This is a genomic window from Afipia sp. GW822-FHT03D08, assembly GCF_058801645.1.
Window position 1 is genome coordinate 2,383,734 of the sequence record NZ_JBXANK010000001.1, and the last position, 22,797, is coordinate 2,406,530.

The window sequence follows — 22,797 nt, forward strand, 5'->3', positions numbered from 1 at the left end:
GACGAGACCTGAACGATGATCGAAAATCGCAATACCATCCTCGCCGTGATCCTGTCGGGCCTTGTGCTGATCGCATGGCAATATTTCTACAACATTCCGACCATGGAAAAGCAGCGCGCCGCGCAGCAGGCCGAGCTCGCGCAGAAACAGGCCGCCAATCCGGCGACACCCGCAACGACCACACCGGGTGCGAACCAGCCCACGCCCGCTGCTCCCGGCCAGCAGGCCGGCGCGCCGGCGACAGCCGCGCCAGTCCAGAGCCGCACCACTGCGATCGCCGCCGGACCTCGCGTGAAGATCGATACGCCCAGCATCAGCGGCAGCATCGCGCTGACCGGCGGGCGCATCGACGACGTCGCTCTGGTGAAATATCGCGAGACCGTCGATCCGAAATCGCCAGCCATTGAACTGTTCTCGCCGTCGGGCACCAAGGAACCCTTCTACGCCGAGTTCGGTTTCGTGCCGGCCGCAGGCGCGACAACGAAGATGCCCGACAAGGACACCGTCTGGAAACAGGAAGGCGCAGGTTCGCTGACGCCGGCCACTCCGGTCACGCTGACCTGGAACAACGGCCAGGGCCTGACCTTCAAGCGCACCATCTCGATCGACGACAAGTATCTGTTCACGATCAAGGACGACGTCTCCAACGTCGGCGACGCACCGGTCACACTGTATCCGTTCGGCCTGATCTCGCGTCACGGCACGCCGCACGTCTCCGGCTATTACATCCTGCACGAAGGCCTGATCGGCGTTCTCGGCGATCAGGGCCTGCAGGAGTATGGCTACAAGAAAATGGACGACACCAAAGCGGTGGAGTTCAAGGTGACCAACGCCTGGATGGGCATCACCGACAAGTACTGGGCCGCGACGCTGCTGCCGAGCCCGAAGGCCAACGTGCAGGCGCGCTTCTCATCCAACCTCGTCGGCACGCTGCGCACCTACCAGACCGACTACCTGCTCGATCCGATGACGATTGCGATCGGCGGCACCGCCAGCACGGCGACCAGCCTGTTCGCCGGCGCCAAGGAAAGCGCCACCGTCGACGCCTACGACAAGCAGCTCGGCCTCAACAAGTTCGACCGCCTGATCGACTGGGGCTGGTTCTACTTCATCACCAAGCCGATGTTCTGGGCCATCGACTGGTTCTTCCACATCTTCGGCAACTTCGGCGTCGCCATCCTCGCGGTGACGGTGCTGGTCAAGCTGATCTTCTTCCCGCTCGCCAACAAGTCCTATGCGTCGATGGCGAAGATGAAGGCCGTACAGCCGCAGCTGGCCGCGTTGAAGGACAAGTATCCCGACGACAAGATGAAGCAGCAGCAGGAGATGATGGAGATCTACAAGAAGGAGAAGATCAATCCGATCGCGGGCTGTCTTCCGATTCTGATCCAGATCCCGGTGTTCTTCTCGCTCTACAAGGTTCTGTTCGTCACTATCGAAATGCGGCACGCGCCGTTCTTCGGATGGATCAAGGACCTTTCCGCGCCCGATCCGACCAACCTGTTCAACCTGTTCGGTCTGTTCGCGTTCGATCCGACCCAGCTTCCGGTTCTCGGCTATTACCTGCATCTCGGCATCTGGCCGATCATCATGGGCATCACGATGTGGTTCCAGATGAAGCTGAACCCGACGCCGCCCGATCCGACGCAGAAGATGATCTTCGACTGGATGCCGCTGATCTTCACCTTCATGCTTGCGGGCTTCCCGGCCGGTCTCGTGATCTACTGGGCCTGGAACAACCTGCTGTCGGTGCTGCAGCAGAGCTACATCATGAAGAAGAACGGCGCGAAGATCGAATTGTTCGACAACGTGAAGTCGACCTTCGCGGGCAGCAAGAAAACGACTTAAGACCGTCTGAAACGCAAAACGCCCGGCGCATTCGCCGGGCGTTTTCACATTCGAGAACCTTCGCATGACCGATCAAACCGATGCGGAGCTGATTGAAGCCGGACGAAAGATCTTCGCCGGCGACTGGCAATTCTTCTGGGCCTCGCCGTCGATCGAAGCGCTTCCGCCCATGAAAGGCGTCGAAGTCGCGTTCGCCGGCCGCTCCAATGTCGGCAAATCCAGCCTCATCAATGCACTGACCGGCCGTAACGGGCTGGCGCGAACTTCGCACACCCCTGGCCGCACCCAGGAACTGATCTTCTTCGAAGGTCCGACACCTGCGGACGGCAAGGACGCCGGCCTGCGGCTGGTGGATATGCCGGGCTACGGTTATGCCTCCGCGCCAAAGGCACAGATCGCATCGTGGACCTCGCTAATCCACAAATTCCTGCAAGGCCGCGCCAATCTCGCCCGCGTCTACGTGCTGATCGACTCCCGCCACGGCTTCAAGGATGTCGACAACGACGTGCTCAAGACGCTCGACAAGTCCGCCGTCAGCTATCAGGTGGTGCTGACGAAGGCCGATCAGGTAAAGAAGGCCGCGCTTGAGGAAACCATCGCCGCGACCAAAGCGGCGCTGCTGAAACATCCCGCGGCGTTTCCGGAAGTTCTGGTGACATCGTCGCGCACCGGCGACGGCATGCCCGAACTGCGTGCCGCCATGATCCGCCTGCTCAGGGAGCGTATTTAATGACCCAGACTGGTGTGTTGCGCCTCGCAGTTGTGCTCGCGGGGCTGATGGGGGCCGCCGGTGTCGCGCTGGCAGCCGCGTCCGCGCACCAGGCCGACGCCTCGCGGCTGGCTTCCGCCTCGTCGATGCTGCTGTTCCACGCCACTGCCGTGATCGGCGCCGCACTCCTGACCGGGCACGGCATCGCCCGGCGTGGTCTTGGGCTGACCGCGACCTTTGGTTTCATCGTGGGCTCAGCCCTGTTCGCCGGGGATCTGACAATGCGCCAATATGCCGGTCATGGATTGTTCACAATGGCCGCACCGACCGGCGGCACACTCCTTATTTTGAGCTGGCTGGTGCTGGCGATCGCCGCAGCCTGGCCACGTCGCGGGGCCTGACTTGCGCGGGCGGCACTTTGCACGCCTTGCGCCAATCGGCTAAACCCTCGTCCAAATCCTTGCCGAACGAGATTTCCCATGATCGATCTGCCGACAAACATCAGCGCACAGGATCAGGCCCGCATCCTGTCGGAAGCGCTGCCGCATATGCAGCAGTACGACGAGGAAACCATCGTCATTAAGTACGGCGGCCATGCCATGGGCGAGGAAAACCTTGCCCGGCAATTCGCCCGCGACATCGTCCTGCTTGAGCAGACCGCGATCAACCCGGTTGTGGTTCACGGCGGCGGCCCGCAGATCGCGAGCATGCTGGCGCGGCTCGGCATCAAATCGGAATTCGCGGCCGGGCTGCGCGTCACCGACGCGCCGACGATGGAAATCGTCGAGATGGTGCTGGCCGGTTCGATCAACAAATCGATCGTCAGCCACATCAATGAAGCCGGCGGCAAGGCCGTCGGCCTGTGCGGCAAGGACGGCAACATGGTCACCGCCGTCAAGGCGACACGAACCATGGTCGATCCCGGCTCCAACATCGAGAAGGTAGTCGATCTCGGTTTCGTCGGCGAGCCCGACAAGGTTGACCTCACACTGCTCAACCAGCTCATCGGCTACGAACTGATCCCGGTGCTGGCGCCGCTGGCTTCGTCAGGCGACGGCAAGACCTACAACGTCAACGCCGATACCTTCGCGGGTGCCGTGGCCGGTGCGCTGAAGGCCAAGCGCCTGTTGCTGCTGACCGACGTGCCCGGCGTGCTCGACAAGTCGAAGAAGCTGATTCCGGAACTGTCGATCAAGGACGCGCGCAAGCTGATCGCCGACGGCACGATTTCCGGCGGCATGATTCCCAAGGTCGAGACCTGCATCTATTCGCTGGAAGCCGGCGTCGAGGGCGTGGTCATCATCGACGGCAAGACGCCGCACGCGGTGCTGCTCGAACTGTTCACCAATCAGGGCACGGGAACGCTGATCCACAAGTGATGCCAGCTCAAATCGTCATTGCGAGCGCAGCGAAGCAATCCACACAGATCAAAATGGATTGCTTCGTCGCTGCGCTCCTCGCAATGACAGCCTTGCTTGTTTCCTTCCCCGCCCGCGCCGATCTTAAAATCTGCAATCGCATGAGTTATGTCGTCGAGGCCGCCATCGGCATCGAGGACAAGACCGCGACCGCGACGCGCGGCTGGTTCCGCATCGATCCGGCAACCTGCCGTGTGGTCGCGCAAGGGAACATCACCGCCGACCGCATCCTGCTCCATGCACGCTCGCTGCCGGTCTATGGCGCGTCGCCCGCGCCGCAGAACGGCACCGATAATCTTTGCGTTGCGCCGAAAGACTTCGTCATTGCCGGACGCCAGTGCCGCGGCGGCCAGACCGCGGCGGCGTTCACCGAAATCAAACCCAGCACCGGCGAAGACGGACATCAGATCGCATACCTCGCCGAAGGGGCCGAGTACGATGACGAGCAGGCGCGCCTCGCCGCGATCCAGCGGCTGCTGGTGATCGCAGGCTATGACGCGGCCCCCATCGACGGCGTCGACGGCCCGAAAACCCAGAACGCCCTCGCCGCATTCCTGAAAGCGCGCGGCCTCAATACCGATGCAGTCCAGGCGCCCAATTTCTTCGAGACGATGATTGCAGCGGTCGAAAAGCCCTCCGCCACCGGCCTCACCTGGTGCAACGACACGCAGTATCGGGTGATGGCCTCGATCGCGACCGATGACGGAAAAACCGTCACCAGCCGCGGCTGGTATCGCATCGAACCTGGCAAGTGCCTGCATCCCGACGTGACGGGACAGCCCCGCAGGATCTACAGTTTCGCTGAAGCTGTCGACGCCGATGGCCGTACCATCAAGATCAACAGCCGCCCGGTGAACTGGGGCGGCAGCACGATGCTCTGCACCCGCGAGACGCAGTTCGAATTCACCGAACAGGGCGATTGCGGCGGGCGCGGACTGAATGCCAGCGGCTATGAGCGCGTCGAGATCGGCGCGGGCGCCGGCAAGACTCTCAGATTCGGAACGCCATGATTCAGAAAGACAAGCGCAGCTTCACCCATATCGAGACATGGGTGTTCGATCTCGACAACACGCTCTACCCGCATCACGTCAATCTGTGGCAGCAGGTCGATGTCCGTATCCGTGATTTCGTTGCGCAGTATCTGAATGTCCCGAAGGACGAGGCTTTCAAAATCCAGAAGGACTACTATCGCCGTTACGGCACCACCATGCGCGGGATGATGACCGAGCATGGCCTCAACGCCGATGACTTCCTTGCCTATGTTCATGAGATCGATCACTCGCCGCTCGAACCCAATCCGGCAATGGGCGCGGCGATCGAAAAGCTCCCCGGCCGCAAGCTGATTCTCACCAACGGTTCGCGCGCCCATGCCGGCAAGGTGCTGGAACGGCTCGGCATCGGCAGTCACTTCGAGGACGTGTTCGACATCGTCGCGGCCGAACTGGAGCCGAAGCCCGCGCGGCAGACCTACCTTAAATTTCTCAAGCTGCACGGCGTCGATCCCTCGAAAGCCGCGATGTTCGAGGACCTCGCCCGCAATCTGGTGACGCCGCACGATCTTGGCATGACCACCGTCCTCGTAGTCCCGGACGGCACCAAGAACGTGGTCCGCGAGGACTGGGAGCTGGAGGGCCGCGACGCCGCCTATGTCGATCACATTACCGACGATCTGACCGGGTTTTTGGCGGCGATAAGGGCCTCAAACTGATCCGTTCAACTTGACTTGCCGCCGCCAAATCCCGACAAAAGCGGCATCCAAAACTGCTTTTCCCCCAAGGAACACCGATGTCTCTCTCCGCGCTTGAAAACACGCTGAATGCCGCCTTCGAGGCCCGCGATACCGTCAACGCCAATACCAGGGGCGAGGTGCGCGATGCCGTGGAGCTGGCGCTCAACCTGCTCGACAAGGGCGAGGCGCGCGTGGCCGAACGTCAGGCCGACGGCAAGTGGCATGTCAACCAGTGGCTGAAGAAGGCGGTGCTGCTGTCCTTCCGTCTCAACGACATGGCACCGATCACCGGTGGGCCCGGCGGCGCGCAGTGGTGGGACAAGGTACCCTCGAAGTTCGAAGACTGGGGCGAGAACCGTTTCCGCGACGCAGGCTTCCGCGCCGTGCCGGGCGCGATCGTCCGCCGTTCGGCCTTCATTGCGAAAAACGTCGTGCTGATGCCGTCGTTCGTCAATCTTGGCGCCTATGTCGATGAAGCCACCATGATCGACACATGGTCCACCGTCGGCTCCTGCGCGCAGATCGGCAAGCGCGTGCATATCTCCGGCGGCGTCGGCATCGGCGGCGTGCTCGAGCCGTTGCAGGCCGGTCCTGTGATCATCGAGGACGACTGTTTCATCGGCGCACGTTCGGAAGTCGCCGAAGGCGTTATCGTGCGCAAGGGCGCGGTGCTGGCGATGGGCGTATTCCTCGGCGCGTCGACCAAGATCGTTGATCGCGAGACCGGCGAGACCTTCATCGGCGAGGTGCCGGAATATGCCGTGCTCGTTCCCGGCACTCTGCCCGGCAAGCCGCTGAAGAACGGTCAGCCCGGCCCGAACACCGCCTGTGCCGTGATCGTCAAGCGCGTCGATGAGCGCACCCGCTCCAAGACCAGCATCAACGAACTGCTGCGGGACTAAAAGGTAGCAAAGAGCGCACCACGCCTTCAATGTCATTGCCGGACTTCTTCCGGCAATCCCGACAACGAAGGTGCGATGCCCTCTTAATCGAGATCACCGGGACCCGGTGATGACAAGTTTGGGAAACCAATGTCGATCGACGCCCTCTCCATCGCCCGTGATCTGCTGCGCTGTCCCTCGGTGACGCCGGCGGACGCGGGCGCGCTCGGTGTGCTGGAGAAGCTGCTCGGCGATGCCGGGTTCGAGGTGCATCGCGTCACCTTCTCCGAACCCGGCGCGGCCGACATCGACAATCTCTATGCACGCATCGGCACGGTGGCACCGCACATCACTTTCGCGGGCCACACCGACGTGGTGCCCGCCGGTGACGAAGCGGCGTGGAGCCACGGCGCGTTCGCCGGTGACGTCAAGGACGGCATGCTCTATGGCCGCGGCGCGGTGGACATGAAGGGCGGCATCGCCTGCTCGGTTGCCGCCGTGCTGGATTATCTCGCGGCCAATGGCGGCAAGCCGCAAAAGACTGGTGGGGGCTCGATCTCGTTCCTGATCACCGGCGACGAGGAAGACATCGCCGTCAACGGCACCGTCAAGCTTTTGCAGTGGGCGGCGGATCGCGGCGAAAAGTTCGATCACTGCGTCCTTGGCGAGCCGAGCAACGTCAACGAAATGGGCGACACCATCAAGATCGGACGGCGCGGCTCGCAATCCGGCACGATCATTGTCGATGGCGTGCAGGGTCATGTCGCCTATCCGCACCGCGCCTCCAATCCGGTGCCGGATATCGCGGCGCTGATCGCCGCATTGAGCGGCGATCCGCTCGACAAGGGCACCGATCACTTCCAGCCGTCGAATCTCGAATTCACCTCGGTCGATGTCGGCAATCCGGCCTGGAACGTGATTCCGGCGCAGGCGCGCGCGCGTTTCAACATCCGCTACAACGACTGCCACACCCGCGAATCCCTCCGTGCACTGATCGAGGAGCGCGTGACCAAAGCGAGCGGCAACCGCATCAAGGCGCATGTGGTCTGGGAGCCCTCGAACGCCGACGTGTTCCGGACCAGGCCGGGGCCGTTCACCGATCTCGTCGTCGCCGCCATCGAAGACGTCACCGGCCGCAAGCCCGAGCTGAACACCGGCGGCGGCACCTCGGATGCACGCTTCATTACGCATTATTGCCCGGTGCTGGAATTCGGCCTTGTCGGCCAGACCATGCACCAGATCGACGAACGCACGCCGGTGTCCGATCTCGAAAAGCTCACGAAGATCTATCGCGGCGTGCTGGATCGCTATTTCGCATGAATGACCCGGACATGAGCGGCCATATCGTTGTTCTTACAGCCATCGATACTGAGCTGAACAAGGCGCGCGCGCCGGAAGGCGTCGAGGTGATCTACACCGGTGTTGGCAAGGTCAATGCGGCGAGCATCGCGACGCTGGCGGTGATGGCGCTGCAACCGAAGCTGATCATCAACTACGGCACCGCGGGCAAGATCGCGCACATCCACAACGGTCTCGTGGAGGTCGCGCACACGGTTCAGCGCGACATGGAAGCGATGCCGCTGGCGCCGCGCGGCCGCACGCCGTTCTCGCCGGAGATGGACCGGCTGTCGTCCGGTCACGGGACCGTTGTCTGCGGCACCGGCGACAGCTTCGTGACCTCCGTCGATCCGTGGCTGGTCGAGAACAACATCGACATCGTCGACATGGAACTGTTCGCAATTGCCCATGTCTGCCAGCGCCACAACGTGCCGTGGCGCGCGTTCAAGTTCATCACCGACGCCGCCGATGAGAACGCCGCGGATCACTGGAACGAGAATGTCGCGGGTGGCGAGGACCTGTTCTGGAAAGTGATGAAAGATATAGCGCGATGACACTCCCTCGCCCCGCCCTTGCGGGGAGAGGGTTGGGGTGAGGGGCACTTGCTTTCTTTTGGCTGCCTATGCCCCTCACCCGGCGCTACGCGCCGACCTCTCCCCGTAAACGGGGAGAGGTAAGAAACATCAATACTCCACCCGCACCAGATAGAGCCCGTCCGGCGGCGCGACGGGGCCGCAGGCGGTACGGTCGCGCGCTTCGAGCGCATGGCGCATGTCGCCGGACGTCCAGCGTCCATGGCCGACCCAGACCAGCGAGCCGACCATCGAACGCACCTGGCTGTGCAGGAATGAGCGCGCGGACGTCGTGATGGTCACATCATCGCCGTCACGCGTCACATCGAGTGCGTCCAGCGTCTTCTCCGGCGACTTCGCCTGGCATTCGGTGTCGCGGAAGGTGGTGAAGTCGTGCTTGCCGACCAGCACCTGCGCAGCTTCCTGCATCGCCGCGACATCGAGCGGCCGCGGCACACGCCACGCGTGCCCCGCTTTCAGCGCGAGGTTCGCCCGGTGATTGACGATGCGGTAGATGTAGTGCCGCTTGGTCGCCGAGAAGCGCGCATCGAAAGTTTCCGGCACGATCTCGGCGGACAGCACGCCGATGGGATGCGGGCGCAGATGGGCGTTCAGCGCATCGCGCACGCGATCGGCCCTGTAGTCCTTTGCCAGATCGATATGCGCCACCTGCCCGAGGGCATGGACACCGGCATCGGTGCGGCCTGCGCCGTTGACCCGCACATACTGACCGGTCATCGCCTTCACGGCATCTTCCAGCGCGCCCTGCACGGAGGGGCCCCTGTCCTGGTACTGCCACCCCCAGAAGGGAGCGCCGTCATATTCAATGAGGAGCTTGTAGCGGGGCATCAGCTCACGCGCGCAGGGGGCTTGAGGGGCGTGCCGTTGAGAAACGCCTCGGCCTTCATCGGCGGCTTGCCGGCGCGCTGCAAGTCCAGAATGCGGATCGCGCCGTCGCCGCAGGCAATGGTCAGTCGATCGTCGAGCACGTCGCCCGGCGCACCGGAGCCCTTCGCCAGTTCACAGCGCAGCACCTTGATGCGCACCGGCTCGCCATCGACCGCGATCTCGAACCACGCGCCCGGAAACGGCGACAGGCCGTGGATATGCCGCAAAACCTCATGCGCGGATTTGGTCCAGTCGATGCGCGCCTCGGCCTTGTCGATCTTGGCCGCGTAGGTGACGCCCTCTTCGCTCTGCCTGGTCAGTTGCAGGCCGCCGCGCGACAGAGCGCCCATCGCGCGCACCATCAGGTCCGCGCCCAGCGGCGCCAGCGCATCGTGCAGATCCTGCGCGGTCATGGCGTCCGTGATCGGCAGCCGTTCGGCCATCGCGACATCACCGGTGTCGAGCCCGGCGTCCATCTTCATGACCATCACGCCGGACTCGGCATCGCCGGTCATGATCGCGCGCTGGATCGGCGCGGCGCCGCGCCAGCGCGGCAGCAACGACCCGTGCAGATTGAAACAGCCCAGCGGCACCGCATCCAGAATATTCTGCGGCAGGATCATGCCGTAAGCCACGACAACGGCGGCATCGGCATTGTGCGAACGGAATTCCGCCTCCGCTTCCGGCGTCCGCAGCGTCTTCGGCGTCAGCACCGGAATGCCGAGTTGCCGCGCCGCCTGCTCAACCGGCGTCGCCTGCAATTTCATGCCGCGTCCGGCGGGCTTTGGCGCGCGCGTATAGACAGCCGCAATCTCATGGCCGTGATCCGCCAGCGCCAGCAGCGTCGGCACCGCGAAATCCGGCGTGCCCATGAAGATCAGACGAAGCGGCATGACAAGCTCCGGCTTATTTCGCCGCGAGCTTGGCGGCCTTGGTGAACTTCTTCATCACGCGGTCGCGCTTGAGCTTGGAGAGATAATCCACGAACAGCACACCGTTGAGGTGGTCGATCTCATGCTGGATGCAGGTGGCGTAAAGCCCGTCGGCTTCTTCTTCGTGCATCTTGCCGTCGAGATCCATGAAGCGCACGCGCACCCGCGCCGGCCGCTCGACCTCCTCATAGTATTCCGGGATCGAGAGACAGCCTTCCTCATAGACCGACATCTCTTCGGACGAGGACAGGATTTCCGGATTGATGAAGACGCGCGGCTCCTTCTCCCCTTCCTTCTTGGAGAGGTCCATGGTGATCAGCCGCAGCGGCACCGCGACCTGGATCGCGGCAAGGCCGATGCCCGGCGCGTCATACATGGTCTGGAACATATCGTCGGCAAGCGCCCGGATTTCGGGCGTGATCTTTTCGACGGGCTTCGAGATCAGCCGGAGCTGCTTGTCGGGAAGAATGATGATGTCGCGATTGGCCATGGGCGCGATGTAATGGGAGCGCCCGCTACGGTCAAACCCGTTGTGAGGTCAGGCGCTTGGACGGGGACAAATGCCGTTAACCGGCGATTAACCATAAAAATCAGGGAGTTATTAACCATAAAATGTTCCCTATTCGTTCGCGTCGCGTGCCGAATCGGGTTACAAAGGGGGCATGAACGAGATCCTTTTCATGGCCGGCGATGTGCCGGTTCACGTTGGCGCCGCCCTGATTGCATTCGGCGTGCTGGCGCTGCTGTTGTTGCTGACCATCGCCATCGTGATCGCGCGCTCAGGCCGAAAGGGCGCGGAGGCCGCCATGGCGCAGGCGGTGCGCGCGGACGAGTTGGAAGAGCGGCTCGCCGAAGTGCTGCGCATGCAGAACGAATCCACCGGCCGGGTCCATGAAATGGGACAGGCGCTGGTGGGGCGTCAGGCGGAAATGGCCCGCGCCGTCAACGAACGGCTGGATTCGGTGACGCACCGCGTCGGCCAGTCCATGGAGCAGACCACGCGCAACACGATGGATTCCCTGCGCGTGCTGCACGAGCGCCTCGGCATCATCGACAACGCGCACAAGAATCTCACCGACCTCACATCGCAGGTGACGACCCTGCGCGACGTGCTCGCCAACAAGCAGTCGCGCGGTGCATTCGGCCAGGCGCGGATGGAAGCCATCGTTCAGGACGGCATGCCGAAAGACTCCTATGCCTTTCAGCACACGCTGTCGAACCGGACTCGCCCCGACTGCGTGATTTTCCTGCCCGATCAGCGGCCCCTGTGCGTCGATGCAAAATTTCCGCTGGAAGCCTTCACCGCGCTCCGCGATGCGCGCAGCGACGAGGAAAAGAAAGTCGCCACCCAGCGGCTGCGGCAGGACGTGATGAAGCACGTCAACGACATCGCCGAGAAGTATCTCATTCCCGGCGAGACGCAGGATACGGCGCTGATGTTCGTGCCGTCGGAATCGGTCTACGCCGAAATCCACGACGGCTTCGACGATGTGATCCAGAAGGCCTACCGGGCGCGGATCGTGCTGGTGTCGCCCTCGCTTTTGATGCTGGCGATCCAGGTGATGCAGCAGATCCTGAAAGACGCGCGGATGCGCGATGCCGCCGACCAGATCCGCACCGAGGTCATGCATATGTCGGACGATCTCGGCCGGCTGCGCGACCGCGTGCTTAAGCTTCAGAAAGATTTCGGCAATGTGAATGAGGACGTGCGCCAGATCCTGATTTCGGCGGAGAAGATCGAAAAGCGCGCCGGGCGTATCGAGGAACTGGACTTCAGCAAGAGCAGCGAGCCTGCAGACGCGACGCGCGTGGTGTCCTCCAGCGACCTGTTTCCGCCACATCCCCTGCGCAAGCTGCAGGCGGGGGAGTAATCGTCGCAATCGGGATTTACCCCCACCCCGGCGCTCCGCGCCGACCCTCCCCACACGGGGGGGGAGAAGAAAGACTTTGCTCGCCGCGCCTCTTATCCCTCCCCTGAATGGAGAGGGTGGCTGACCGGAGGTCAGCCGGGTGGGGTGACCGGCCAAGAATCTGCTAACACCGCTGCATGACAGTTCCTGACACAGCGAAAGCCGAAAGCCCTCCCCGCGCTTCGTGGCGCGAGGCATTTGCAGTCTATCTGCAGAAGCGCGTGCTGATCGTGCTGTTCCTCGGCTTCTCGTCGGGACTGCCGCTGGCACTGTCAGGCTCGACGCTTCTGGTGTGGATGCGGGAGTCCGGTGTCGATCTCGGCACCATCGGACTCTTTGCACTGGTCGGCACACCCTACACCCTGAAATTCCTCTGGGCACCGCTGGTTGACGCGCTGCATGTGCCGCTGCTGACACGCCTGCTCGGACGGCGCCGCGGCTGGCTGGTCTTCGCGCAATTGCTGCTGATCGCCGCGATCCTGCTGCTGGCGCTGACCGATCCGGCACGCTCGCCGTTTTATGTCGCGCTCGGTGCGCTGCTGGTCGCGGCCGCGTCGGCAACGCAGGATATCGTGGTCGATGCCTTTCGCGTCGAAAGCCTGCCTGAGAGCGAGCAGGCCGCCGGCATGGCCTCGTATGTCGCTGCCTATCGCGTCGGCATGCTGATCTCCACCGCCGGTGCGCTGTTTCTGGTCAGCGGCTTCGAAGCCACCGGCCTGACCAAGCCGATCGCATGGATGTGGGGCTACATCGCGATGGCGGCGATGGTGCTGATTGGGATGATTGCCGCGATTGTCGCCACCGAGCCTGAACAGTCGCGCCGCGCAGAGGAAGCGACCTCCGGCGAGAGCGCCATCACCCGCGTCATCACCGCCGCAGTGGGCGCCTTCACCGAATTCCTGACGCGCAAGGACGTCTGGGCGGTTCTGGCGTTTGTCATTCTCTACAAGTTCACGGACTCGTTCTCGGGCACCATGACCGCGCCGTTCGTGATCGATCTCGGCTTCACGCGCAACGACTATGCCGCCATCGTCAAGGGCGTCGGACTTGCCGCAACACTGATCGGCGGATTCGCCGGAGGCTTTCTCGCCCGCGCATGGTCGCTGGAAGCGTGCCTGTGGATCGGCGGCGTGTTGCAGGCGATCTCGAATCTCGCCTTCGCCTGGCTGGCCTTTGTCGGACACAATCAATGGGCGCTGGCGCTGGCGATCACGGTGGAGAATTTCACCGGCGCGATCGGCACCGTGATCTTCGTCGCCTATCTCTCTTCGCTGTGCCAGAGCCCGCTGCACACCGCGACCCAATATGCGCTGCTCACCGCGTTCGCAGCCATCGGCAGAACCTATCTCTCCGCAGGCGCGGGTTATGTCGCGCAGGCCACCGGCTGGCCGGCGTTCTTTGTGCTCAGCGTGCTGGTCGCGGTGCCGAGCCTGATCCTGCTGGCATGGCTACAGCGGCGCGGACATTTCGAGACCCTGCGTCAACGCGAGAACGTAGCGGCATAGCCGCAACGGCCAGCCCAATCAGGCCGCTTTCTTCTTCGATGCCTTGCTAACCAGCGCCGCAACCGGCCCGATGGTTTTGCCGACCATCTTTCTGTAGCCCGCCGCATTGAAATGCTTATCGCCGCCGCCCACGGTGAGCGCTGGATTCTGATGATCCGCCACGTTGTAGACCGGCGGCCGGATCACATAACTGTCGATCCCCTTCGCCCGCAGGCGGCTGACGATGCCGGCGATATTCGCCTGAACTTCCGCCATGCTTACTCCACGGCGAATATCGTTGATCCCGATCCAGATCACCGCAACCCGCGTGCCGGAAGGAACAGCCGAATCCAGACGTCCAGCGAGGCCGGAGCTTGTATCGCCGTTGATGCCGCCATTGCTGACAGTCACGTTCAGACCTCGCGCGTTGAGCGCGGCCTGAAGCTGGCTCGGATAGTTCTCGGAGGGAGAGATGCCCTTGCCGTAGACATTGCTGTCGCCGATCACCGCGACTTGCACCTGCGCGCGTGCGGAATGCACGGCCACCGGAGATGCGAGGAAAAAAGCCGCAACGATAAAGGAAACGAACAGATTGAGCCGCAATGACATAACCCGCCCCCCAAAACTGATTTCCAAAATCAGAAGACTAGGGCGGGCGTCCGAATATCGTCAAGCACGTCAGTGCTTGGTCACGACGCTCCACTTGGTGACGACGGCGTCGCTCAACTGCCCGGCGGCCTGCGCGCAGGCCATCTCATTGGCCTTCAGCGCAATGCTTTTCCCGATAAAGGGCTTCAGCGCCGCGGCTTCTGCATCGCTGTTGGTCACGATCTGAAATGTTTCGGGACCGGTTTCCAGATTGCACATACCCGACGGTGGCGGCAAACGGCGCGGTTCGCTGGTGAGCTGATACGTAATGACGCGCTTCTTCTTCGGTCCAGAACGCATCGCGGTCAGTTCGCCGGACAAGACTTCGCCAGTGTTGATCGGCTTCGCCTTCTGCTGCGCCATCGCGCCGGATGATGAGAGCATTGCAAGGCATACAGCCAGGCATCCAGCGGTCAGTTTTGCCGGGGCATTCACGAACAGTCGGGAGATCATGCGGTTTCCATTTGAGTTTCAGAACAGTGTCCGCTGCCGCATGGCGGCCGACAGCGTTCCTTCGTCGAGATAATCAAGTTCCCCGCCGACCGGCACACCGTGCGCCAGCCGCGTGACCTTGACGTTGGCATCCTGCAACAGGTCGGTGATGTAGTGCGCGGTGGTCTGGCCATCGACGGTTGCATTCAGCGCAAGGATAATTTCCGTCACGCGCGGATCGAGCGCGCGCTGCACCAGTGCATCGATGGTCAGATCCTGCGGGCCGACGCCGTCGAGTGGCGACAGCGTGGCGCCGAGCACGTGGTAAAATCCATTTGTGGCATGAGCGCGTTCAAGCGCCCACAAATCCGCGACATCCGCCACCACCACGATGATCGAGGGATCGCGCCGTGCATCGGTGCAGACCGTGCAGGGATTCTGCGTATCGATATTGCCGCAGGTGTTGCACACCTGGATCTTCTCAATCGCAACTTGCAATGCCGCCGACAGCGGCGTCATCAGGGCTTCGCGCTTCTTGATCAGATGTAGCGCGGCACGCCGCGCCGAGCGCGGGCCAAGTCCCGGCAACCGGGCCAGCAACTGGATCAGCCGTTCGATTTCCGGACCTGCGACCGAGGAGACCATCAGAGCATTTTCACGTTGAGAAGGCGCATCGCGGCTCTAGCCGAGACCCAGCCCCGGAGGCAGGCCGAGGCCGCCGGTCAGCGCCTGCATCTTTTCCTGCATGGCGGCTTCGGCCTTGCGGCGCGCATCGTTCTGCGCCGTCACCAGCAGGTCTTCGAGAATCTCGCGCTCGTCGGCTTTCATCAGCGACGGATCGATCTTCACGGCCTTCACTTCGCCCTTGGCGGTCATGCGCACATTGACGAGACCGCCACCGGACAGGCCTTCGACCTCGATGGTGTCGAGTTCATCCTGCAGCGCCTTCATCTTGGACTGAAGCTGCGCCGCCTGTTTCATCATGCCGAGAAAGTCAGCCATGAACGGGTCCCTTTATCGAATTGAGTTAGAGATCATCGTCTTCTTCAGCCGCAGCAACAGGCCCGGATTCATCCACACCGGAGCCGGTATCCGGCACGATCCGCCGCACCTCCACCAGTTGCGTACCAGGAAAGCGTGACATCACGGCCTGCACGCGCGGATCGGCCTGTACACCGTCGGTGAGTTTTTCCTTCGCGGCCTGTGCCTGCGCGCGCAGCGTCGGCTCGCCCGCCTCGTTGGAGACGATCACGGTCCAGCGCCGCCCGGTCCAGAATTCGAGCTTGCGGGACAGATCGTTGATCATCGAACGCGCGGCGCTGCGTTCCAGTGCGACCTCAAGCCGCCCGTCTTCCATGCGCACCAGCCGCACATCGGCTTCCAGCGCGGACTTGATTTGGACGTCGCGTTTTTCGCTCGCGAGCGCCACGAGCTCCGCGAATGTGTTCAGCCGTCGCGCGGGCGCGGCTTCAGCCGGAGCGGGCGTAGGCGCAATCATCTGCGGACGCGGTGACGTATCGAGCGCCGGCCGTGTGCTGGATGCCACCGCGCGCAACTGCGACCCGTCATCGCCGCCTGAAGACAGCATGGCGGACGGCGCACGCGGCGCGGCGTTGCCAGCCGCATTGCCGCTCATCGCAGGCGACGAGCCGCCATTGGCGTCGATCATTCTGATCGCCTCGTCCGGCGTCGGCAGATCCGACACATAGGCGATGCGCACCAGCACCATTTCGGCGGCGGCTTGAGGACGCGTCGCGGATTGCACTTCCGCGATGCCCTTGAGCAGCATCTGCCACATCCGTGACAGCACGCGCATCGAGAGCTTGGCGGCGAAATCGCGCCCCCGCGTGCGCTCGGTTTCGCCGAGCGCCAGATTGTCCGCCGTGGCGGGAACGACCTTCACCCGCGTCACGAAGTTCACGAACTCCGCAAGGTCGCTGAGCACCACCACCGGATCGGCGCCGGTGTCATACTGATCGCGGAATTCCTTGAAGGCGGCGGCGATGTCGCCGCTCGCCAGCGACTGGAACAGATCGATGACGCGGGTGCGGTCGGCCAGACCAAGCATCTGACGCACGTCTTCGGCGCGCACCATGCCCGCCGCATGCGCAATCGCCTGATCGAACAACGACAGCGAATCGCGCACCGAGCCTTCTGCCGCGCGGGCGATCAGGCCCAGGGCTTCGGGCTCGGCCGCAACGCCTTCCTTGGCCGCGATGTTCGCCAGATGCGCCATCAGCACATCAGAATCGACGCGCCGCAGATCGAAGCGCTGGCAGCGCGACAGCACGGTCACCGGGACTTTGCGGATTTCAGTGGTGGCGAACACGAACTTGGCGTGCTCGGGCGGCTCTTCCAGAGTCTTCAGGAAGGCGTTGAACGCCTTCTCCGAGAGCATGTGGACTTCGTCGATGATGTAGACCTTGTAACGCGCACTCGACGGCGCATAGCGTACGCCGTCGGTAATCTGCCGCACGTCGTCGATGCCGGTATGCGACGCCGCGTCCATTTCGAGAATATCGATGTGCCGGCTTTCCATGATGGCCTGGCAATGCACGCCCATCTTCGGCATGTGGATGGTCGGCCCTTTGACCGAGCCATCCGGCAGTTCGTAATTCAGCGCGCGGGCGAGAATGCGCGCGGTCGTGGTCTTGCCGACGCCGCGCACCCCGGTGAGAATCCAGGCCTGCGGAACGCGCCCCGCCTCGAACGAATTCGAGATGGTCCGCACCATCGCTTCCTGGCCGATCAGATCCTCGAATGTGCCGGGACGGTATTTGCGTGCGAGCACGCGGTAGGCGGAACTTGAGCCGGCCGACGGGGCTGGCGTTCCGCCGAGTTCGAAACCCGGCTGATCGTCCGCAGTCGCGCCGGCAATGTCAGCATCGGTCATCAATCGATCCGCGATTGAGCACGCTAGGCACCAAGCGCGCGTTGCGCCGCTGCGGACGCACGAAAAAAGAGAAGTAGGAGACTGACGAGCGACCCGATCCGGACCTCGTTAGGGCTGCTTCCTTCCGGACCTGACCCGGTTGGCGAGTGGCTCGTCCACCGCCAATCTCCCGGTCCCTATTTGGGGCCAAAAGCGCCGGAAAGCAAGCGCGCGGCGGACCTTCGCACCACGTTGTTTCAGCTTGCAAAATGGCCTGCCTCGTGGTCCGGCCGCTGCGGGTCCAGCCCTGCCCGGACAAAGGCATGGAAGCCCCGCGCAAAGCCGGGCATGACAGGTGTTGTTTGCAGCACTGCACTCTGCAAAATTGCCGGAACTGCTCCTGTTCCGTATCCGACGTTCAGAAACCATATGTCCCCTTCCGCCTGGTCGCTCCATCCAACCCTCGAGAAAGACACCATCAGCATCGGCGATCTGCCGCTGTCGCGCGTGCTCGTGATCAAGGATGCGAATTATCCGTGGCTGCTGCTGGTGCCGCGCCGGCCGGACGCGGTCGAGATTATCGACCTCAACGAGATCGAACAGGCGCAACTGACCACCGAAATCAACCGCGTCGCGCGGGCCCTGAAAGAGATCACCAAACCCGACAAGCTGAACATCGCGGCGCTGGGCAATGTCGTTCCCCAGTTGCATGTTCATATCATTGCACGCCGGACAACGGACGCCGCATGGCCGCGGCCGGTCTGGGGCGCAGTGCCGCCGCTGGCGCACGATCCGCAGGAAGTCGAAGCCTTCATCGCCGCGCTCCGCCGCAAGATCTGGCTGAGCTGAAAATCCGGACTGATCAATGACAACAAAAAATGATCCCTTTCCGCTCGGACAGCCCGGCTTCGTGTCGCATCCGATCGACCGCGCGGCGCATATCCGCACCGACGCCGAAAAACTGTTCGCGCTGGAAAACCATCGCAACGCGCGGGCCTATGTAGTCCATCGCGATTCGCTGGTGGTCACCCTGGGCGCCGACGGCCCCCGCGCACTGCTGACGCTGGATGAAGCGCACAAGTTCGGCGCCAATCCCGGCACCATCTTTCTCGGGCTGCATGAAGGCGCGGCGATTTTCGGCATGGGCATCAGCGCCACCGCCGCCGAAAACCTGATGGGCCGGCAGGACGTCGGCGTGGAGAATCTGCGGGCGGTTGCCGCAAGCGGCGCGATACCGGCGCGCGAACTCTCCACCATCGCGATGGCGAAGTCGCTGGTGAGCTGGCATCAGCGCCACGGCTTCTGCGCCAACTGCGGTTCGCGCTCATCGATGGCTGATGGCGGCTGGAAGCGTATTTGCCCAAGCTGCAAGACCGAACACTTTCCGCGCACCGATCCGGTCGTCATCATGCTGGTGACGGCGGGCGACAAATGCCTGATGGGCCGTCAGTCGCAGTTTCCGCCGACCATGTGGTCGTGTCTCGCCGGATTCGTCGAAGCCGCCGAGACCATCGAGAACGCCGTGCAGCGCGAGATTCTCGAAGAGGCCGGCATCCACTGCACCGACGTGCGCTACTACATGACGCAGCCGTGGCCCTATCCGTCATCCTTGATGATCGGCTGCACCGCGCGCGCCACCACCACCGACATCGTCGTCGACAAGACCGAGCTCGAGGACGCCCGCTGTTCAGCCGTGATGAAGCCGTGGCGATGCTGGCGAAGACGCACCCCGAGGGCCTGACGGGCCCTCATCCGGTCGCCATCGCGCACCACCTTCTGGCGAACTGGATCAAGGAAACAGCCTGACCGATTTTTACGGTTCCCTTGAACGGGAACCGGGTGGCGTGTCATCGATTGTCTCAATCACGAGCATTTCCGGCGAGGCGCAGTGTCAGTGAATATCCAGAAGCAACCACGCAAGGCATCTCCACGTATTGTCTGCATCGGAATGCCGGTGCGCGATCTGATTTTCCGTGTGCCGGAAGTGCCTTCGCGGGGGCAGAAAGAATATGCCAGCGAGTTCGTCGAGGTGGCCGGCGGCAATTCGCCCAACGCCGCCATTTCGATTTCACGGCTTGGCGGGCGTGTCCTGCTGACAGGCCCGATCGGCGGTTTGCTGGCGGCGAGCAATGCCATCATCGATGATCAATTCAGAAGTGAGGGGATCGACACCAGCGGCCTCGTGGTCGTCGATGATGTGGTCACCCCGATCTCCAGCGTGCTGATTGATCCGAGCGGCGAGCGCACCATCGCCACCTTCCGCGATCCGAAGTTGTGGACCGTCAAACTGCCGCCATCGGACACGCTGCTCGCCGACTGCGATGCCATTCTGATCGAAAGCCGCTGCGCGGAATTCGGCACCGATGTGTGCGCGGAAGCCCATCGCCGCGGCATTCCCGTCGTCATCGACGGCGACCGGATGATGTCGATGCGCGAAGGGCTGCTGCAGGTCGCCTCGCACATCGTCTTTTCGGCAGAGGCGCTGCACGCCACCGCAGGCGAAAGCGATGACGTGACCGCGCTGCGCAAGCTCGCGCAGGTGACCCCCGCATTGCTCGGCGTCACATCGGGCGCCAGGGGCGTGATCTGGCTCGACCCGCAGGGTCAGCCGAAACACATGCCGGCTTTCCCGGTCCATACCGTCGATACGCTGGGCGCGGGCGACGCCTTCCACGGCGCCTTCACGCTGGCCGTGGCGGAGGGACAGCCGCTGGAGCAGGCGATGCGATTCGCCTCCGCGACCGCCGCCCTCAAATGCACCCGCTTCGGCGGCGCCTTCGGGTCGCCGCAACGCGCTGAAGTTGATGCCCTTTTGGCCTCCAGCCCGGTCACCCTCCCAGCATAGAGACCCTCTAAGGCCGCAAATCCAGGCTTGTCAGAGAATGATTTTCTATATATGAGGTATACAGCCCTCAATTATGGAAGAAAGTTCTTCTAATGTCTGACGCTGCTGTAGCAATTCTTGACGCTCCGCGCCGCCTGGACGCGATCGATCGCAAGATTCTGACCGTTTTACAGGACGACGCTTCGCTTTCGGTCGCCGAAATCGGCGATCGGGTCGGCCTGTCCTCGACCCCCTGCTGGAAGCGCATTCAGCGCATGGAGGCCGAAGGCATCATCCTGCGCCGCGTCGCGCTGGTCGATCAAAACAAGATCGGCCTCGGGATTTCGGTGTTCGTTTCGGTGGAAAGCGGCGATCACTCCGACGCCTGGCTGAAGAAATTCGCCGACGCCGTCAGCGCCATGCCCGAGGTGATGGAGTTCTACCGGATGGCGGGCGATGTCGACTACATGCTGCGTGTGGTCGTCGCCGACATGCAGAGCTACGATATTTTCTACAAGAAGCTCATCAGCGCCGTGGCGCTGAAGAACGTCACGTCACGCTTCGCGATGGAAAAGATCAAATCGGTGACCGCGCTGCCGGTGCCGGCGCTGACTGCAGCTTAGTTTCTCCTTCTCCCCGTTTACGGAGAAGGTCGGGATGAGGGGCAAGGGTTCCACCAGCAACATTAAAGTGCCCCTCACCCGGATTGCCGTAGCGCGTCGCAGACGCGCTTATGGCAATCCGACCTCTCCCCGCAAGCGGGGCGAGGTTAAGAAACCTCAAATCTTCTGATTGTACTCGCCGACTTCGGGATGGGCGCGCAGCACCGAATCCATCGCCTCGAACATGTCGCGCATGCGCTGTTCGGAGACCGGGCTCTCGACCACCACCACAAGCTCCGGCTTGTTGGATGAGGCACGCACCAAGCCCCAGCTTCCGTCCTCGCAGGTGACGCGCACGCCATTGACGGTGACCAGATCGCGGATCGGCTGACCGGCGACCTTGGCACCCTTCGCCTTCAGATCCTCGAAGTGCTTCACGACCTGCGTGACGATTCCGTACTTGGTCTCGTCGGAGCAGTGCGGCGACATGGTCGGCGACGACCAGGTCTTTGGCAGCGCATCCTTCAGGTCGGCCATGGTTTTGCCCGGCGCATGGTCCAGCATCTCGCAGACCGCAATTGCCGAGACGAGGCCATCATCGTAGCCGCGGCCGATCGGGGCGTTAAAGAAGAAGTGGCCGGACTTCTCAAAGCCCGCCAAAGCCTTCAGCTCATGGGTGCGGCGCTTCATATAGGAATGGCCGGTCTTCCAGTAGGTCGTGTGGGCGCCCTGCTTTTGCAGCACGGGATCGGTCACGAACAGGCCGGTCGATTTCACGTCGACCACGAACTGCGCGTTCTTGTGAATCGCGGACATGTCGCGCGCCAGCATCACCCCGACCTTGTCGGCGAAGATTTCCTCGCCGGTATTGTCCACCACGCCGCAGCGATCGCCGTCGCCATCGAACCCGAGGCCGACGTCGGCCTTGTGCTTGAGCACTGCATCGCGGATCGCGTGCAGCATTTCCATGTCTTCGGGATTCGGATTGTACTTCGGGAAGGTGTGATCCAGTTCCGTGTCGAGGCGGATGACCTCGCAGCCGATCGCTTCCATCACCTGCGGTGCGAATGCACCCGCGGTGCCGTTGCCGCACGCGACAACCACCTTCAGCTTGCGCTTCAGCTTCGGACGTTTGGTGAGATCGGCGATGTAGCGCGCCGGGAAATTCTCGTGAAACTGATACCCGCCCGCGGGCTTCAGCTTGAAATCGGCGTTGAGCACGATCTCTTTCAGGCGATTCATTTCGTCCGGCCCGAAGGTCAGCGGACGGTTCGCACCCATCTTCACGCCGGTCCAGCCGTTGTCGTTATGCGAGGCGGTGACCATCGCGACGCACGGCACATCGAGATCGAACTGCGCGAAATACGCCATCGGCGTCACCGCGAGGCCGATGTCATGAACCTTGCAGCCGGAGGCCAGAAGGCCGGAGATCAGCGCGTATTTGATCGAGGCGGAGTAGCTGCGGAAATCGTGCGCAGTGACGATCTCCTGCTTCTGGCCCATCTCGCCGATCAGGGTGCCGAGGCCCATGCCGAGGGCCTGAATGCCCATCAGGTTGATTTCCTTGCCGAACAGCCAGCGCGCGTCGTATTCGCGGAAGCCCGTCGCCTTCACCATCGGCTCGGATTCATAGGCATAGGTATTCGGAATCAGTTCGGGCTTTGGCTTCGGAAACATTCAGGGGGCCTCATGGCAGGGCGGGCAATATCC

The 22,797-nt window shown here is 62.8% G+C and carries 23 protein-coding genes, 1 other RNA gene and 1 pseudogene; 15 read left to right on the forward strand and 10 right to left on the reverse strand.

Annotation, left to right across the window (positions count from 1 at the left end):
• Positions 1-15: 15 nt before the first annotated feature.
• The 9 genes from yidC to AC1RM7_RS11845 all read left to right on the forward strand — a co-directional run bounded on the left by yidC (position 16) and on the right by AC1RM7_RS11845 (position 8,477).
• Complete coding sequence (gene yidC, locus AC1RM7_RS11805) at positions 16-1,848, forward strand: membrane protein insertase YidC (protein WP_024920483.1); 1,833 nt, start codon at positions 16-18, stop codon at positions 1,846-1,848.
• 64 nt (positions 1,849-1,912) lie between these two features.
• Positions 1,913-2,578: a ribosome biogenesis GTP-binding protein YihA/YsxC gene (gene yihA, locus AC1RM7_RS11810; RefSeq protein ID WP_024920484.1), complete on the forward strand. Its 666-nt coding sequence runs from the start codon at positions 1,913-1,915 to the stop codon at positions 2,576-2,578.
• Complete coding sequence (locus AC1RM7_RS11815; protein ID WP_006022319.1) at positions 2,578-2,958, forward strand: DUF423 domain-containing protein; 381 nt, start codon at positions 2,578-2,580, stop codon at positions 2,956-2,958. Before yihA ends, AC1RM7_RS11815 begins: the two co-directional genes overlap by 1 nt.
• Positions 2,959-3,036: 78 nt before the next feature.
• Entirely contained in the window at positions 3,037-3,936 is a 900-nt protein-coding gene (gene argB, locus AC1RM7_RS11820) for an acetylglutamate kinase (protein ID WP_006022320.1), read from the forward strand.
• Positions 3,937-3,989: 53 nt separating this feature from the next.
• Positions 3,990-4,985: a DUF1036 domain-containing protein gene (locus AC1RM7_RS11825; RefSeq protein ID WP_034459492.1), complete on the forward strand. Its 996-nt coding sequence runs from the start codon at positions 3,990-3,992 to the stop codon at positions 4,983-4,985.
• Entirely contained in the window at positions 4,982-5,683 is a 702-nt protein-coding gene (locus tag AC1RM7_RS11830; RefSeq protein ID WP_024920486.1) for a pyrimidine 5'-nucleotidase, read from the forward strand. Before AC1RM7_RS11825 ends, AC1RM7_RS11830 begins: the two co-directional genes overlap by 4 nt.
• 77 nt (positions 5,684-5,760) lie before the next feature.
• Complete coding sequence (dapD, locus tag AC1RM7_RS11835; RefSeq protein ID WP_024920487.1) at positions 5,761-6,606, forward strand: 2,3,4,5-tetrahydropyridine-2,6-dicarboxylate N-succinyltransferase; 846 nt, start codon at positions 5,761-5,763, stop codon at positions 6,604-6,606.
• Between the two features lie 129 nt (positions 6,607-6,735).
• Positions 6,736-7,905: a succinyl-diaminopimelate desuccinylase gene (dapE, locus tag AC1RM7_RS11840; RefSeq protein ID WP_024920488.1), complete on the forward strand. Its 1,170-nt coding sequence runs from the start codon at positions 6,736-6,738 to the stop codon at positions 7,903-7,905.
• 11 nt (positions 7,906-7,916) lie between these two features.
• Positions 7,917-8,477 carry a phosphorylase family protein gene (locus AC1RM7_RS11845; RefSeq protein WP_024920489.1) on the forward strand — a complete coding sequence of 187 codons (561 nt, stop codon included), beginning with the start codon at positions 7,917-7,919 and terminating at the stop codon, positions 8,475-8,477.
• 129 nt (positions 8,478-8,606) lie between these two features.
• On the opposite strand, the gene truA is transcribed toward AC1RM7_RS11845, so the two are convergent.
• From truA to def, 3 genes are read right to left on the reverse strand one after another with little or no spacing between them, the layout of a single operon-like run.
• On the reverse strand, positions 8,607-9,344 hold the full coding sequence (truA, locus tag AC1RM7_RS11850; protein ID WP_024920490.1) for a tRNA pseudouridine(38-40) synthase TruA: 738 nt from the start codon (positions 9,342-9,344) through the stop codon (positions 8,607-8,609).
• Positions 9,344-10,276 (reverse strand): methionyl-tRNA formyltransferase, encoded by a 933-nt coding sequence (gene fmt / locus AC1RM7_RS11855; protein ID WP_024920491.1) that lies wholly within the window; start codon positions 10,274-10,276, stop codon positions 9,344-9,346. Before fmt ends, truA begins: the two co-directional genes overlap by 1 nt.
• Positions 10,277-10,289: 13 nt before the next feature.
• A complete protein-coding gene (gene def / locus AC1RM7_RS11860) occupies positions 10,290-10,805 on the reverse strand; it encodes a peptide deformylase (protein WP_024920492.1) in 516 nt (171 codons plus the stop codon).
• A 172-nt stretch (positions 10,806-10,977) separates the two neighbouring features.
• On the opposite strand from def, the gene AC1RM7_RS11865 reads away from it, so the two are divergent.
• Both AC1RM7_RS11865 and AC1RM7_RS11870 read left to right on the forward strand, forming a co-directional pair.
• Positions 10,978-12,186 carry a DNA recombination protein RmuC gene (locus AC1RM7_RS11865; protein ID WP_024920493.1) on the forward strand — a complete coding sequence of 403 codons (1,209 nt, stop codon included), beginning with the start codon at positions 10,978-10,980 and terminating at the stop codon, positions 12,184-12,186.
• A gap of 176 nt (positions 12,187-12,362) precedes the next feature.
• Positions 12,363-13,730: an AmpG family muropeptide MFS transporter gene (locus tag AC1RM7_RS11870; protein ID WP_024920494.1), complete on the forward strand. Its 1,368-nt coding sequence runs from the start codon at positions 12,363-12,365 to the stop codon at positions 13,728-13,730.
• Positions 13,731-13,748: 18 nt separating this feature from the next.
• Here the strand turns inward: AC1RM7_RS11870 and AC1RM7_RS11875 are convergent, their stop codons facing one another.
• From AC1RM7_RS11875 to ffs, 6 genes are all read right to left on the reverse strand, one after another.
• Entirely contained in the window at positions 13,749-14,318 is a 570-nt protein-coding gene (locus AC1RM7_RS11875) for a GDSL-type esterase/lipase family protein (protein WP_024920495.1), read from the reverse strand.
• A gap of 69 nt (positions 14,319-14,387) precedes the next feature.
• Positions 14,388-14,810, reverse strand: coding sequence for a hypothetical protein (locus tag AC1RM7_RS11880; protein WP_024920496.1), 423 nt, complete (start codon positions 14,808-14,810; stop codon positions 14,388-14,390).
• 18 nt (positions 14,811-14,828) lie between these two features.
• A complete protein-coding gene (gene recR / locus AC1RM7_RS11885; RefSeq protein ID WP_006022333.1) occupies positions 14,829-15,434 on the reverse strand; it encodes a recombination mediator RecR in 606 nt (201 codons plus the stop codon).
• Positions 15,435-15,470: 36 nt separating this feature from the next.
• The gene (locus AC1RM7_RS11890; RefSeq protein ID WP_006022334.1) at positions 15,471-15,791 is read right to left on the reverse strand and encodes a YbaB/EbfC family nucleoid-associated protein; all 321 of its coding nucleotides are present in this window, start codon (positions 15,789-15,791) and stop codon (positions 15,471-15,473) included.
• Positions 15,792-15,816: 25 nt separating this feature from the next.
• Positions 15,817-17,682 carry a DNA polymerase III subunit gamma/tau gene (locus tag AC1RM7_RS11895; protein ID WP_024920497.1) on the reverse strand — a complete coding sequence of 622 codons (1,866 nt, stop codon included), beginning with the start codon at positions 17,680-17,682 and terminating at the stop codon, positions 15,817-15,819.
• 73 nt (positions 17,683-17,755) lie between these two features.
• Positions 17,756-17,852, reverse strand: an RNA gene (ffs, locus tag AC1RM7_RS11900) — signal recognition particle sRNA small type.
• Between the two features lie 238 nt (positions 17,853-18,090).
• On the opposite strand from ffs, the gene AC1RM7_RS11905 reads away from it, so the two are divergent.
• The 4 genes and pseudogenes from AC1RM7_RS11905 to AC1RM7_RS11920 all read left to right on the forward strand — a co-directional run bounded on the left by AC1RM7_RS11905 (position 18,091) and on the right by AC1RM7_RS11920 (position 21,108).
• Positions 18,091-18,510 carry an HIT family protein gene (locus AC1RM7_RS11905; protein ID WP_006022336.1) on the forward strand — a complete coding sequence of 140 codons (420 nt, stop codon included), beginning with the start codon at positions 18,091-18,093 and terminating at the stop codon, positions 18,508-18,510.
• 16 nt (positions 18,511-18,526) lie between these two features.
• A pseudogene (gene nudC / locus AC1RM7_RS11910) lies at positions 18,527-19,467 on the forward strand (NAD(+) diphosphatase).
• 88 nt (positions 19,468-19,555) lie between these two features.
• Positions 19,556-20,506 carry a sugar kinase gene (locus AC1RM7_RS11915; RefSeq protein WP_024920499.1) on the forward strand — a complete coding sequence of 317 codons (951 nt, stop codon included), beginning with the start codon at positions 19,556-19,558 and terminating at the stop codon, positions 20,504-20,506.
• Positions 20,507-20,598: 92 nt separating this feature from the next.
• Positions 20,599-21,108 (forward strand): Lrp/AsnC family transcriptional regulator, encoded by a 510-nt coding sequence (locus AC1RM7_RS11920; RefSeq protein WP_006022339.1) that lies wholly within the window; start codon positions 20,599-20,601, stop codon positions 21,106-21,108.
• Between the two features lie 156 nt (positions 21,109-21,264).
• Here AC1RM7_RS11920 and AC1RM7_RS11925 read toward each other — a convergent pair whose 3' ends face one another.
• On the reverse strand, positions 21,265-22,764 hold the full coding sequence (locus AC1RM7_RS11925) for a phosphomannomutase/phosphoglucomutase (RefSeq protein ID WP_024920500.1): 1,500 nt from the start codon (positions 22,762-22,764) through the stop codon (positions 21,265-21,267).
• Between the last annotated feature and the right edge of the window lie 33 nt (positions 22,765-22,797).